This window comes from Ideonella sp. WA131b (assembly GCA_023657425.1).
Lineage (GTDB): Bacteria > Pseudomonadota > Gammaproteobacteria > Burkholderiales > Burkholderiaceae_C > Rubrivivax.
Map to the genome: position 1 here is coordinate 341801 of JAGTJW010000002.1, position 14327 is coordinate 356127.

The 14327-nt window shown below is 69.3% G+C and carries 10 protein-coding genes and 2 tRNA genes; 9 read left to right on the forward strand and 3 right to left on the reverse strand.

The window, feature by feature from the left end; translation table 11 throughout:
• Nucleotides 1-25: 25 nt before the first annotated feature.
• Complete coding sequence (locus KA711_11645; protein MCM0609624.1) at nucleotides 26-1111, forward strand: phosphotransferase; 1086 nt, start codon at nucleotides 26-28, stop codon at nucleotides 1109-1111.
• Nucleotides 1112-1145: 34 nt separating this feature from the next.
• Nucleotides 1146-2405, forward strand: a complete 1260-nt coding sequence (locus KA711_11650) for an acyl-CoA dehydrogenase family protein (protein ID MCM0609625.1) — start codon at nucleotides 1146-1148, stop codon at nucleotides 2403-2405.
• 165 nt (nucleotides 2406-2570) lie between these two features.
• On the opposite strand, the gene KA711_11655 is transcribed toward KA711_11650, so the two are convergent.
• Entirely contained in the window at nucleotides 2571-3305 is a 735-nt protein-coding gene (locus tag KA711_11655; protein MCM0609626.1) for a hypothetical protein, read from the reverse strand.
• Nucleotides 3306-3342: 37 nt separating this feature from the next.
• Here KA711_11655 and KA711_11660 point away from each other — a divergent pair, with 37 nt between their 5' ends.
• The 4 genes from KA711_11660 to KA711_11675 all read left to right on the forward strand — a co-directional run bounded on the left by KA711_11660 (nucleotide 3343) and on the right by KA711_11675 (nucleotide 7406).
• Entirely contained in the window at nucleotides 3343-4035 is a 693-nt protein-coding gene (locus KA711_11660) for a glutathione S-transferase N-terminal domain-containing protein (GenBank protein MCM0609627.1), read from the forward strand.
• A gap of 27 nt (nucleotides 4036-4062) precedes the next feature.
• Nucleotides 4063-4139, forward strand: a tRNA-Arg gene (locus KA711_11665).
• 45 nt (nucleotides 4140-4184) lie between these two features.
• Complete coding sequence (locus tag KA711_11670) at nucleotides 4185-6278, forward strand: ATP-dependent helicase (protein MCM0609628.1); 2094 nt, start codon at nucleotides 4185-4187, stop codon at nucleotides 6276-6278.
• Nucleotides 6279-7214: 936 nt separating this feature from the next.
• A complete protein-coding gene (locus KA711_11675) occupies nucleotides 7215-7406 on the forward strand; it encodes a hypothetical protein (protein ID MCM0609629.1) in 192 nt (63 codons plus the stop codon).
• On the opposite strand, the gene KA711_11680 is transcribed toward KA711_11675, so the two are convergent.
• Nucleotides 7385-7645, reverse strand: a complete 261-nt coding sequence (locus tag KA711_11680) for a hypothetical protein (GenBank protein MCM0609630.1) — start codon at nucleotides 7643-7645, stop codon at nucleotides 7385-7387. The genes KA711_11675 and KA711_11680 overlap by 22 nt on opposite strands.
• Here KA711_11680 and KA711_11685 point away from each other — a divergent pair.
• From KA711_11685 to KA711_11695, 3 genes are all read left to right on the forward strand, one after another.
• A complete protein-coding gene (locus KA711_11685) occupies nucleotides 7644-9440 on the forward strand; it encodes an EAL domain-containing protein (protein ID MCM0609631.1) in 1797 nt (598 codons plus the stop codon). The two genes, KA711_11680 and KA711_11685, sit on opposite strands and share 2 nt — an antisense overlap.
• Nucleotides 9441-10249: 809 nt before the next feature.
• A complete protein-coding gene (locus KA711_11690; GenBank protein MCM0609632.1) occupies nucleotides 10250-11245 on the forward strand; it encodes a tripartite tricarboxylate transporter substrate binding protein in 996 nt (331 codons plus the stop codon).
• Nucleotides 11246-11937: 692 nt separating this feature from the next.
• Complete coding sequence (locus KA711_11695) at nucleotides 11938-13278, forward strand: Gfo/Idh/MocA family oxidoreductase (GenBank protein MCM0609633.1); 1341 nt, start codon at nucleotides 11938-11940, stop codon at nucleotides 13276-13278.
• Nucleotides 13279-14242: 964 nt separating this feature from the next.
• Here KA711_11695 and KA711_11700 read toward each other — a convergent pair.
• Nucleotides 14243-14319, reverse strand: a tRNA-Pro gene (locus KA711_11700).
• Between the last annotated feature and the right edge of the window lie 8 nt (nucleotides 14320-14327).

Sequence of the window (14327 nt, forward strand, 5' to 3'; positions counted from 1 at the left end):
CGACTAGACCGGAGACCCGCCCCACATGGACCGCTACACCGGCACCAGGCCGATGGCCGAGAGCCACGCCTTCGACGTCGCCGCGCTCGAGCGCCACCTCGTGCAGCACCTGCCCGGCTTCGACGGCACGCTGACCGTGACGCAGTTCAAGGGCGGCCAGAGCAACCCCACCTACCTGCTGGCCACGCCCACCCGGCGCTGGGCTTTGCGCAGCAAGCCGGGGCCGGTGGCGAAGCTGCTGCCATCGGCGCACGCCATCGAGCGCGAATACCGCGTGATGAAGGCGCTGGCCGGCCGCGGCGTTCCGGTGCCGGCGATGGGCCTGCTGTGCGAGGACGAGTCCGTCATCGGCCGCGCGTTCTACGTCATGGAGTTCGTCGAGGGCCGTGTGCTGTGGGAGCAATCTCTGCCCGGCATGAGCACGGCCGAGCGCGGCGCGGTCTACGACGAGATGAACCGTGTCATTGCGGCGCTGCACACGGTGGACGTGGCCGCCGCGGGCCTGGCCGACTACGGCAAGCCCGGCAGTTACTTCGAGCGCCAGATCGGCCGCTGGAGCAAGCAGTACCTGGCCTCACGCACCGAGGACATCCCCGAGATGGAGCGCCTGATCGATTGGCTGCCCGCGCGCCTGCCGGCCAGCGCGCGCGACGAGCGGCAGGCCTCGGTGGTCCACGGCGACTTCCGCCTGGACAACCTGGTGTTCCACGCCACCGAGCCGCGGGTCTTGGCGGTGCTCGACTGGGAGCTGTCGACGCTGGGCCACCCGCTGGCGGACTTCAGCTACCACTGCATGGCCTGGCATATCCCGCCGGGCGTGTTCCGCGGCATCGGCGGGCTTGATCTCGCAGCGCTGGGCATTCCCACCGAGGCCGAGTACGTGCGGCGTTACGCCGAGCGCACCGGGCTTGGCGGCGCATCCACCGGGGCGCTGATGGCCGACTGGAACTTCTACCTCGCCTACAACCTGTTCCGCCTGGGCAGCATCACCCAGGGCATCGCCAAGCGCGTGGTCGACGGCATCGCGTCGAGCGCCGAGGCACGCGCCACGGGCGCCGCCACGCGCACGCTGGCCGAGCTGGCCTGGCACTTTGCCCGCCAGGCGGCCTGAGCGCGGCCACCCCGCATCAACCGGAGACGACACGATGGACTTCGACTACTCGCCGCGCACCCAGCAACTCGCCACGCGGCTGAACGCCTTCATGGCCGAGCACGTTTACCCGGCCGAGCCGGCCTACTTCGAGGAGATCGAGGCCAACACGCGCGCCGGTCGCCGCTGGACGCCGCTGCAGACCATCGAACGGCTCAAGCCCAAGGCGCGCGAAGCCGGGCTGTGGAACCTGTTCCTCCCGCCGACCGCGGAGGGACAGGCCGCGCTGGAGCGTGGCGAGGCCGAGTACGGCTTTGGCCTGAGCAACCAGGACTACGCGCCGCTGGCCGAGATCATGGGCGCCGTGCCCTGGAGCAGCGAGGTCTTCAACTGCAGCGCGCCCGACACCGGCAACATGGAGGTGTTCGCGCGCTACGCCACGCCCGAACTCAAGAAGCGCTGGCTCGAGCCGCTGCTGGCCGGCGAGATCCGCAGCGCCTTCGCGATGACCGAGCCCGCGGTGGCCAGCTCCGACGCCACCAACATCCAAGCCGACATCCGCCGCGACGGCAGTCGCTACGTCATCAACGGCCGCAAGTGGTGGACCAGTGGCGCCGGCGACCCGCGCTGCGCCGTGTACATCTTCATGGGCAAGACCGACCCGCAGGCTCCGCGCCACTCGCAGCAGTCGATGATCGTAGTTCCCGCGAACACGCCGGGCATCACCGTGCTGCGGCCGCTCACGGTGTTCGGCTACGACGACGCACCGCACGGCCACATGGAGGTTGACTTCGTCAACGTGCGCGTGCCGGACGACCACATCCTGCTGGGCGAGGGCCGCGGCTTCGAGATCGCTCAGGGCCGGCTCGGCCCCGGTCGCATCCACCACTGCATGCGGCTGATCGGCATTGCCGAGCGTGCGCTCAAGCTGATGTGCGAGCGCGCCGTGGCCCGCACTGCCTTCGGCAAGACCATCGCGCAGCAGACAGTGACGCAGGAGCGCATCGCCGAGGCCCGCTGCCTGATCGACCAGGCGCGACTGCTCACGCTGAAAGCCGCGTGGATGATGGACCGCGCCGGCAACAAGAGCGCCAAGGCGGAGATCGCCATGATCAAGGTCGTGGCACCGCAGATGGCCTGCAAGGTGATCGACTGGGCGATGCAGGTCTTCGGCGGCGCCGGCATGAGCCAGGACACGCCCTTGGCCTACTTCTACACGTTGTCGCGCACGCTGCGCTTCGCCGACGGGCCCGACGAGGTGCACCGCAACGCGATCGCGAAGCTGGAGATCGGCAAAGTGATGCCGAGGGTGTGAGGCTGTCCGAGCTCTTGGGCCGAAGGCGCTTCGACCAAGGCGAAATCCCTCGGCTGCTTCGGCTGCTGCGAGTTGCCGTGGTTCCGGCAGTCGGTCGTGGCAACAAGCGCTTGATCCCGAATCCTTTGGCCGCGCAAGGAGAGCGGTCAACTGCCGGATCCAGGCTTACCTGCTGCGCTCGTCGCCGGGCAGAGCGCTGGTGCTCGACAACCCGGGCAGCAGGCTCGGCGAATTCGCGTCGCGGCTCCCGGCGGCCACGCGCTGCGCCTCGCGCATCGCGGTCTCGAACAGGCGCAGCCAAGCCTGGAGCGCCGGCAGCTCGGGATCGGCCAGCGCAGTGCGCAGCATGAGGCGACCGCGGCCGATCATCAGCACCATCGGCACCGCGGCCTCGACACGCAGCGCTGCCAGCGACTGCGCCAGAGGTCCGGCCAGCCACTGCAGCAGCCAGGGCTTGAGGCTGGACAGCGCGACGTAGCGGTCGGCGAGCTGGCCCAGGTCCTTGCTGTCGAGCCTGGGGAACATCACCAGCCAGCGCATCTCGGGCGGCGTCTGGTTGTCGATGCGCGTCTGCACGCCCTCGACGTACTGTTCGAAGACGTCCTTTTCCATCTGCTCCTGCAGTGGAACGTTCATCACCACCACCTGCAGCTCGGCGCTCAGGCCCAACTCGGCTCGGATGCGCAGTTCGTGCCCGGCGATGTACGGCCGCTGTGAAGGCCCCCACTCGAGCCTCCAGGGCGATGCACCGAGTCGGCCGTCAACCACGAAGCCTTCGTCGGGCACAGGGCGGAAACCGTATTGACGCTGATGTGCCCAGGGCACGAGGTCTTCCCAGTCATGACTCTCCTGAGCGGTGCCACCGGCGCCGGAGAACAGCCGCTTCAGTACGCCCAGCATGGTTCAGAATCCCTCGGGTCCGCCAGGAGACGACACGATGATCGAAGTGTATTCGTGGGCCACCCCCAACGGCCACAAGGTCCACATCATGCTCGAGGAGTGCGGCCTGCCCTACCGTGTGCACGCGGTGGACATCGGCGCGGGCGACCAGTTCAAGCCCGAGTTCCTGGCCATCAGCCCCAACAACAAGATCCCGGCCATCACCGACCCCGACGGGCCCGACGGCCAGCCGATCTCGCTGTTCGAGAGCGGCGCGATCCTGCTCTACCTGGCCGGCAAGACCGGCCGCTTCCTTCCCGAGGGCACAGCCGCGAAGTACGAGGTGCTGCAGTGGCTGATGTTCCAGATGGGCGGCGTCGGCCCGATGCTGGGCCAGGCCCACCACTTCCGCATCTACGCGCCCGAGAAGATTGCGTACGCCATCGACCGCTACACCAACGAGGCCCGCCGCCTTTACGGTGTGATGAACAAACGGCTGGCGCGAAGCAAGTACCTGGGCGGGCCCGAGTACTCGATCGCCGACATCGCGGTCTACCCCTGGCTGCGCAGCTGGAAGAACCAGGGCATCGACTGGAACGACTATCCGAACCTGCGCCGCTGGTTCGACGAGATCGGCGCCCGGCCCGCGGTGCAGCGCGGCTGCGAGGTGCTGGCTGCGGCGCGCAAGCCCCTCACCGACGACAAGGCGCGCGAGTTGCTGTTTGGCCAGGGGCAGTATCGGCAGCGCTGACGCGGGCTGCCCGACAATCGGGCCCTGCTGCCCGTAGCTCAACTGGATAGAGCAGCGGCCTTCTAAGCCGCAGGTCGGGGGTTCGAGTCCCTCCGGGCAGGCCAGCCGTCGGCTTTTCTGGCCTGGATGCCTATACAGTCCGCGCCATCGTGACGATGGCCGATCTCTCCACCGTGGCGCGCACCGGCGAGCTGAGCGCCGAGCAGCACGCCGCCGTGCACCACGGCGACGGGCCGCTGCTCGTGGTGGCCGGCGCCGGCAGCGGCAAGACCACCACGCTGGCTGCCCGCCTGGCAGCGCTGGTGCAGCGTGGGGCCGACCCCAGACGCGTCCTGCTGCTCAGCTTCTCGCGCCGCGCGGCCATCGAGCTGGCCGAACGCGCCGCTGCGCGGCTGCACGCCATGCTCGGACTGCCCGCCAGCACGCCGGCGCCGCGGCTGCCCTGGTGCGGCACCTTCCACGGCATCGCGGCCAGGTTGCTGCGTGCCGAGGCCGTGGCACTGGGGCTGGATCCTGGCTTCTCGGTGCTCGATGGCGCCGACGCCGAGGAGCTGATGGCCCAGCAGCGCCTGGCCCTCGGCCTGGCCGGCCGTTCAGTGGCCGCCCACCGCGTGCCCACAGCCGCCGTCTGCCTGGCGATCCACGCGCGCGGCGTGGCCACCGGCCTGCCCTTGGCCGAGGTGCTGCGGCTGCACTTCCCCTGGTGCCAGCTGCCAGGCGACGACGACAGCCGCACACTCGCGTCGCTGTTCGCGGCCTATGGCAACGCCAAGCTGCAGCAGCGCCTGCTCGACTACGACGACCTGCTCGACGCCTGGCAGCTGGCGCTGCAGCAAGGGCCGGTGGCCGAGCGGCTGCGCGCGCGCTTCGATCACGTCCTCGTCGACGAGGTGCAGGACCTCAACCCGCTGCAGTGGCGCATCGTCGAGTTGCTGCGCCCGGGCGGCCGGGGGCTGACCGCGGTCGGCGACGACGCGCAAGCCATCTACGGCTTCCGAGGTGCGGCCGTGGCCGGCATGCTGGGTTTCCCGGCGCGCTGCTCGCCACCGGCGCGCGTGCTCGTGCTGACCATCAACCACCGCAGCACGCCCCAGATCGTGGCCAGCAGCAACGCCGTGATCGCACAGGCCACCGAGCGCTTCGCCAAGACGCTGACGAGCCCGCGGCCGCCGGGCGCGCGCCCGACACTGCACCTGGCCGCCGACGAGGCCGCCGAGGCCCGCGGCGTGGCCGGCGCCGTGCTCGAGGCGCGAGAGGGCGGCCTGGCCTTGCGGCGCCAGGCCGTGCTGTTCCGCACCGCCACGCACAGCCAGGCGCTGGAGCTGGAGCTCCTGCGCCGCCGCGTGCCCTACGTCAAGTTCGGCGGCCTGCGCTTTATGGAGGCGGCGCACGTCAAGGACGTGCTGGCCGTGCTGCGCTGGGCCGATAACCCGGCGGCCACGCTGGCCGCGCAGCGCGTGGCGAGGCTGGTGCCCGGCATCGGGCCGGCGGCGCTGCAGCGCCTGGCGGCGGTGGGGTACGACCCGGATCGCTTCGAGCCGCCCCGCGCCGCTGCCACCCCCTGGGCGGCATTGCGTGCGCTGATGCAGACCCTGCGCGGCCCGCAGGCGCGCTGGCCCGACGACATGGCCCGCGTGCTCGATTGGTACCGCCCGCACCTGGAGAGGCTGCACGCCGACGCCACGCCGCGCGCCACCGAGCTGCAGCAGCTGGCCACCAGCGCAGCACGCCACCGCGACCGCCTGGCCTTCGTCACCGAGCTGGTGCTCGAGCCGCCCTCGGGTCATGGCGCCGAGGCGGGCCCGCCACTGCGCGACGACGACTGGCTCACGCTGTCGACGCTCCACTCGGCCAAGGGCCAGGAGTGGAGCGCTGTGCACATCCTGCGCGTGGTCGACGGCGCCATCCCGTCCGACCTGGCCACGGGTCGCGCCACCGAGATCGAGGAGGAACGCCGCCTGCTCTACGTGGGCATGACGCGTGCACGCGACACGCTGGCGCTGTGGGCGCCGCAGGCCTTCCACGTCACGCAGCAGCGCGCGTGGGGCGGGCGTCACGTCACGGCGCTGCGCTCGCGCTTCGTCGACGAAGCGGTGCTGGCGACGCTCGACATGGCGGTCGAGACCACCGACCAGGTCCCGGCCCCCGAGGGCGCGGGGCGGTCCGCCTCGGCCGTGCCCTCCGATTCCGGGGGCCTGCTCGCCGAACTCGCGCGTCGGCGCCACCGCGGCTGGGCACCTTGACCGGCCTCGTTGAGGACATCGGCCGTGGTTGCGCGCAGCGCCTTGACCACGTCGGCCGGCAGCCCCTCCCCCCGATCTTTCGCTGGATGACGATCTCCGAGACCGTGCTGGGCTCGTGCCAACCGCTGGCGTAATTGTTCTTCCCCGCGTTCGGCAGTCCCGGGCGCGCGTCGAGGAACGGGACGACGAACTCGGCTGCATCGATCACGCCGCGCTCCAGTGCCGGGAAGTTCTCGCCGCCGGGCAACTGGCGCACTTCCACGCCGAGCGCCGAGCAGATGCGCCCCGCCAGCCCCGGAATCCGCATCTTCACGCCCTTCCGGTCCGCCAGGCTGCGGATCTCCTTCTTGAACCAGCCCGTCGTCTGCACGCCCGAGCAGCCGGCCGCAAACGGCACCACCTTCAGCGGGCGGTAGGTCTCCTCCCACAGCGCATTGCCGCCGCCGAACGGCAGCCACGCGCAGTGGCCCAGGAAGCTCATGCCGACGGGCACGGTGGCAACGTACTGCGCCGCGAAGGCCGGCAGCAGTTCGCCGGCGGCGAACACCTGGATCTTGATGCGGCTGTTGGACCTCTTGTCCACGCGCTCGGCAAAGGTGGCCGCACTGCCGGGGCCCACCTGGTAGAAGGGCAGACCGGCCGGCCAGGTGGTGGTCATGCGCCAGCGGAAGTTCACCAGGTGCCGAACCCGATCAGCAAGAGCGCCAGCGGCACCGACACCACGAACACCAGCGCGGCCCACAGCGGCGCGGACCAAAAAGGTGCGAATCTGCCAGTTGTAGTGGGACACGAGCCAGGTGCCGCGGGCGTCGCTGCCCTTCACGCAGTTGATGACCACCGCGATGATCGAGGGCCAGCCGAAGATGAAGGCGCCGATGAACCTTGGGTGATCGCCTGGTTGATCACGGGGTCGTCACAAGTCGATCCCGAGGGCGTTTGCTCGTCCCAAGGAAGGCCAGTGCGAAGGTCGGCCGCCGCTTCAGGCGACTGCATGCGCAAGGCCCGATCGCCAAGATCCCGCGCACCCGACGCTGGCGCGTCAGCGACCACGGGCGCAAGGTCATGGGGTCCACCATGTACCTGCGCGAGCGCCACTTCCCGAATGTCTACGCCGGCGTCATGCACTGATCTTCCTTGCAGAGAACAAGGAAGCCGCAGCAAGAAAATCCATCCACCTCGACGATCTCCACCGCCTTCTGCACTTTCTCTTGCACGGTGTCGACGACTTGGTCCAGTGCCCACTCTTTCGTTTTTGATTTGGCCTTTCGACCTGAAAAACCACTTCTTTTTGCTGCATGCGGGCAGTAACCCAGGTTCCATCTATCGCTAGCATCCGAGTCTATCGGTCTGTCCCAGGATGCCGTCATGGACAACACCCTCCTCGGCGCGGCGCAATGGCTCTGGCCGGCTGTAAGCCTTGCCCTGGCCTCCGGCTCGGCCGCGCTGCTGGCGCTTTGGATTCGCGCCCGCCGCAACGCCGCGCGCGAGCGCGACATAACCGCCGTCCTGACACAGTCGATCGAGCTGCTGCCGTGCCAGTTCGCCGCCTTCGCCCCCGATGGCCGCCTGCTGCTGCACAACGACACCTACCAGGACCTCCACAAGGTCAGCTTCGCCAGCCTGCCACGGCCGCTGACTTACGAGGCGATCATGCGCGTGGCCGTGCAGGCGACCCACCCGCACGAGGTCGAGGCCGAGCTTGCCCGCCGGCTGGCCGCGCACGAGGCCGCCGACGGCACCCCGTTCGAGCGCCTCTATCCCGACGGCCGCTGGATGCACGTGGTCAAGAAGCGCCTGCCCAGCGGCTGCGTCGCCGGCTTCGCGCTCGACATCAGCGCGACCAAGGCGGCCCAGGCGCAGATCACGCACCTGGCCCGGCACGACCCACTGACCGGCCTCGGCAACCGCGCCGCGTTCCAGGCCGCCCTGGCCGAGGCCGCGTCTGACCCTGCCGGCGCGACGCTGGCTCTGGCCGACCTCGACCACTTCAAGCAGGTCAACGACCTGCACGGCCACGCGGTGGGCGATGCACTGCTGGCCGAGGTGGCAGGCCGCATGCGCGCCGCCGTGCGCCCGGCCGACACGGTCTGCCGCCTGGGCGGTGACGAGTTCGCGATCGTGCTGCGCGGCGTCGGCGGCGACACCGCCTTCGGGCTCGCCCGGCGGCTGCACGGCGCGATCACCGCCCCCTGCACGATTGAGGGCAGCGCGCTCGACTTCGGCTGCAGCATGGGGCTGGCCTCCACCTGCGCCGGCGTCCCCGGGCCCGCGCAGCTGCTGCGCCACGCCGACCTCGCGCTCTACCAGGCCAAGCGCAGCGGCCGCAGCGCCGTGCTGGCCTACTCGGAGGAGCTTGGCGCGGCCGAATTCCGCGCCGAGCAGCTGCGCGTCGAGCTGCGCGAGGCGCTGCTCGACCCCGACAGCGCGGGTGCTCGCCTGCATCTGGCCTGGCAGCCGCAATTCGAGATCCGCACCCGCGCGCTGGCCGGCGCCGAAGCGCTGCTGCGCTTCGATAGCCCGCGCCTGGGCCGCGTCTCGCCGATGGAAGTGGTGGGTGCGGCGGTCGCCATGGGCCACGCCCGCGCGCTCGACGATCGGGTGATCGCGCTCGCGCTGGACCAGGCAGCCGCGTGGCTGGGCCGGCCCCGCCTGCCGCCGGTGATCGCCATCAACGTCACCGCGGAATCGTTGACCGACCCGACCTTCCCGGGCCGGCTGGGCGTCGCCCTGGTCGCGCGTGGACTGGAATCCGCGAGGATCGAGATCGAGATCCCCGAGGCGATCGCGATCCGCGACCTCCATGCGGTGGGACCGCAGCTTGCGGCCCTGCGCGCCTTGGGCGTGCGCCTGGCGCTGGACGATTTCGGCGCCGGCCATTCCAGCCTGGCGCACGCGCTGCGCTTGCCGGTGCAGCGGCTGAAACTCGACCGCAGCATCGTGTCGGAGTTGCCGCAGGGCGTACGGTCGCGGGCGATGCTGCGGGCGATCACGGCACTGGCCCGCAGCATGGAGATCGAGCTGCTGGCCGAGGGCGTGGAGACCGAGGCGCAGGCCTATGCGCTGCGGCGCGAGGGCGTGACGCTGGTGCAGGGCTACCTGTACGGCGTGCCGCAGCCGGCCTCGGCGCTGATCGCCGCGCCAGCACTGGCCGCGGCCGGGTAGCGGCCGGGCCGTCGGCGCTTGCGCCGCGGGGTCAAGACAGGTCTTGCTGGTCCATGATTGGCGAACCCACCCCGGGTCTGCGGCGCTCGGGCCAGCCCGCCCGCAACCGCCCCGCCCGCAACCGTGCGCACGTGGCCAAACCGCTGAAAGGAGCTGTTGTCGCAAGGGCCTGCACTGGCGGCTTGACTCCGGCAGCCGCAACTGCCCGAACCGCTTCAGCAGATTGCGATCGCACGCACAACAATAGGCGTCGGCCGACGACCTCGGCGGCCCGTCGGGCCCCCTCGCACCCCGCCACCCCGATGCCCAGCCCGTCATCCACCAAAACAACCGGAGAGCCCGTCATGACCCGGCCCATCAAGATGCTCAGGCGCCGGGGTGTGCTGGTCGAGGACGAGGCGATCTTGACCCACCCGGGGCTGGACCCGCAGCCCCCGCCCAGGGTCAGAGCGCGCGAGGCGGGGCAGGACTGAAGCCGCCTGATCCGCGCCGGCCGTCACATGCCCGTCGCCCCCGGCTGCAACGCAAGACCGCAGCTGCGGCGGCGTCGACCGACGCGTGAGTGCGGCACTGTCGGAGTCAGGGTCAACGACGAAGACGCGATCACCAGCGAGCGCTTGTGAGCTCTGAAGAGCCGCTGAAGAGCCCGCCGAAGCCGTATCGCGCGACGTCATGGTCGCCAAATCCAAGCACCCCAGACCGCCGCAGGATCGGCACAGGTCGACGCCGAAAGCGTTGAAATTCCTACGCACTTCGTCGCACCCGGCTGGCACAATCTGACGCGCTCTGCCCGACTCCGAGGTCTCGTCATGCCCAGCTTCCGCTCGCGCCGCCGCCTCATCCTCGCCTGCCTCGGTTCAGCACTTGCGACGAACGGCGTTCGTCCGGCCTGGGCGCAGGCCTCCGCTGCCTATCCCTCGCGACCGATCCGCCTGATCGTCCCGTTTCCCCCGGCCGGCGCCACCGACATCCTCGCGCGTGAACTGGCGCGGCAGCTGTCGGACCGGCTCAAGCAGCAAGTGGTCGTCGACAACCGCCCTGGCGCGGGCGGAACGCTGGGCAGTGACCTTACCGCCAAGGCGCAGCCCGACGGCTACACGATCCAGATGGCCACCAGCTCGACCCACGCCATCGGTCCGCTGCTCAACCCGAACATCCCGTACAACCCCAAGACCGACTTCACGCCAGTGGCGCACGTGGCCGATTCGGCCAACGTGCTTCTGGTCGCACCGAACGTGAAGGCCGCCGACGTGCGCGAGCTGTTGGCCCTGCTGAAGTCGCAGCCGGGCAAGTTCAACTACGGCTCGAGCGGCAACGGAACGATCGTTCACCTGACAGGCGAGCTCTTCAAGTCGATGACGGGCACCTTCGTCGTGCACATCCCGTACCGCGGCACGGCGCTCGTGATCCCCGACATGATCGCGGGCCAGATCCACCTGCTGTTCGACAACGTGGCCTCGGCCCTGCCGCACCTGAAGGATGGCCGCGTGCGGGCACTGGCCGTCACCTCGCGCACACGTTCCCAGGTGTTGCCCGACCTGCCAACGGTGGCTGACACCGTGCCCGGCTTCGAGTCCTCGACCTGGTTCGGCGTGTTTGGGCCCAGGAACATGCCGGCCGAAGCCACCCAGCGCCTGAACGGCGAGATCAATGCGGTCCTGAAATCACGCGAGTTCATTGATCGGCTGAAGACGCTTGGCTACGAGGCAGCCGGCGGCAGCCCGGCTGACTTCGCACGGGTGGTGCAACGGGACACCGACAAATGGGCGCGCCTGATCAAGGAGCGGAAGATCACGGGTGAGTGAGATCGACGCCGGCCCCGACCCCTTCTTGCGCGAGCTCAGACCCGACTCTGACAGTTGCGGGGCACATGGACCTTGTTCTGGCTCGTCGCGCCTTCGTAAGTTATTGATTTGACGAACCTCGGAGTGGCCGATTTGCGCCAAGCGCCCAGAGGCAGGGATTGGCGTAGAACCCTTGCTTGTCCGACGTAGAGCTGCCTACGCTTGGGCACATAGGCCTACGCGAGTCCAAGCCAGCGCGAGCTGATGTCACGCTGGTGTCGTATCTGCAGTTGGCCGAGAACGTGTGGTCGCGCGAGCGACGCCGCTCCGAGACCCACGGGGTCTACAACTGGAGGTGGTCGTGCTTCGGGTTGGGCCGATTTCGGGGCCCATGCGGCGTTGCCACGCTGGCCCGGGCGCACAGCCCGGGCTGCGCGCGGCGCCTGGCCTGGGCCCCGAAGTCGGCCCAACGCGGGGCTGGATTTCTGCCGCCCACGCTCCTAGACCGGCTGTTCCTCGGCGAAAACCGGTCGGCTCCACTCGGCCATGAGCTGACAGCGATGGCGGGCAGCCGCCTGGCTGTTCGCCCCTCTGCCGCCCATCAGCAGGGCCGTTCCCGTCCACGCGCTGGGGTAAACCTCGAACCGGCGAGGAATTCCTCGGGATAGGCTGCTGAGGGTCGTCCATCCTCTTCATCCAGGAGTGACCATCGCGTGAGTCTCTACAGCAAGTTGCAGCAGCGTCACGCCGAGGGCCGGCCGGTACGCATCGGCCTCATCGGTGCAGGCAAGTTCGGATCGATGTACCTGGCCCAGATTCCGCGCACACCCGGTGTGCATCTGGTCGGCGTTGCCGACCTCTCGCCCGAAGCTGCCAGCCGGAACCTGGCGCGGGTGGGCTGGGATCCGCGACGCATACAGGCGGATTCGCTGGACGCCGCTGTCAAGGCTGGCACCACCCATGTCGGCGACGATTGGCAGGCGTTGGTATCGCACCCGGCCATCGACGTCATCGTGGAATGCACCGGCCACCCGATCGCGGCGGTGGACCACTGCCTGGGAGCCTTCGCGCACGGCAAGCACGTCGTCAACGTCACAGTCGAGGCTGACGCTTTCTGCGGCCCGCTGCTGGCGCGGAAGGCGGCGCAGGCGGGCGTTGTCTACTCCATGGCCTTCGGCGACCAACCCGCACTGATCTGCGACCTGGTCGACTGGGCACGCACCTGCGGCTTCCCGGTGGTCGCTGCCGGCCGCGGGCACAAGTGGCTGCCACACTTCTGCGAATCGACGCCCGACACTGTGTGGGGCCACTATGGCCTGACGCCCGAGCAAGCCGACCGCGGCGGACTCAACCCGAAGATGTTCAACAGCTTTCTGGACGGCAGCAAGCCGTCGATCGAGTGCACGGCGGTGTCCAACGCCACGGGCCTTGCGGTGCCCAGCAACGGGTTGCGGTATCCACCGGCCAGCGTGGAGGACATCCCCTTCGTCACGCGACCGACAAGCGAAGGCGGCGTGCTTGAGCACAAGGGCATGGTCGAAGTGATCTCGTCGTTGGAGACCGATGGCCGCGTCATCCCCTACGACATCCGCATGGGCGTGTGGGTGACAGTCGAGGCTGAGAGCGACTACATCAAGCACTGCTTCGAGGAATACAACGCCCATACCGACCCCAGCGGGCGCTACTTCACGCTGTACAAGCGCTGGCATCTCATCGGGCTCGAGGTCGGCGTGTCGGTGGCCAGCGTGGCCTTGCGTGGCGAGCCCACGGGCGTGCCGACCGCTTGGAACGCCGATGTGGTGGCCACCGCAAAGCGCGACTTGAAGCCCGGTGACATGCTCGACGGTGAGGGCGGCTTCACGGTATGGGGAAAGCTGCAACCGGCCAAGTCGTCGATGGCCATGGGTGGGCTGCCCTTGGGTCTGGCGCACAACGTGCGCGTGATGCGCCCCGTGAGCAAAGGGCAGTGCCTCTGTTGGGCCGACGTGGCGGTCGACACCGGCACCCATGCCTGGCGGATGCGCAAGGAAATGGAGCAGGCGTTCGTCCCTTGACGCGTCATGAGGTGCCCTGATGCCGTGCGTGCGGAGTTGGGGGCCGCTCCGTGGCTGCCGGTAGGTGCACCAGTTGACCCCAAACGCTTCGTCGACGGCATGGAGGCTGCGTTCGGCCGGATCGAGCGCTTCGGTCGCTCCACTGCCAGGGGCATCTGCGCCACGGGCGACCTCGTGGTCAGTGCCGACGGTCGATTTCGGGCAGCCAACTCGACGAACAGTCTGCCGCAGACCGGTCATTGAGCTCCGGCCCTGCGCCCGCCGCGACGTGAGCAACGTTGGTTCGAAGCGAACTCATCGCCCAAGATCGCGGCGAGGTCCTGGCGCTCGCCCAGCAGCCGGACCATATCCAGGTGGTCTCCGCGTTCGAAGCAGCACCACAGCAGCGGGAACTTTGCGACCCGCCGGGTCCGAAGCCCTGCAATGCCAAGAAGCTCGCGGGCGAAGAAGACCGCGTCACGCAGGCGCCGGGCGACGGATCCTCAGCGAGCCGCGCAGGCACGCGCACAAACGCTCCGAGGCAGACCCGCCTGCGGCAGCCCGGCCTGGCGGAAGGGGTTGGCACTCGGGCGAGCCTGTCGCCGACTGATCAAGGGACGCCAGTCAGCGACGATGGCTGCCCAGTCGCGCCAGCAAGGGGTGGACGGCTCGCAAGCGCACCCAGCGCGCGCAGACCCGCGTGTGGATTGCGCCTGAACCTTCAGTTTCGACCGCCTCGACGCCAGCCGCTTCAAGTTTGCGCGCGGTGCCCGACAGGAGGCATGCAGGCACGACTTCTTCAGGCAAGGCTGGCACGGAACGCATGCCCAAGACCAAACGGTGCCGCTCAGGCGCGATCGATGGAGAAGCGGGCGATCAGCCCTTCTCACAAACGGATCGTTCGACCGCTGCCGGCTGCTGCTACCCCGGCGCTACCCCGCCAACCAAACTCACCCGCTGCGCGCAGGCCAGTTCTTGAATTGCATGGTCGGGGTGACACGATTCGAACGTGCGACCCACTGGTCCCAAACCAGTTGCGCTACCAGGCTGCGCTACACCCCGACGAATGC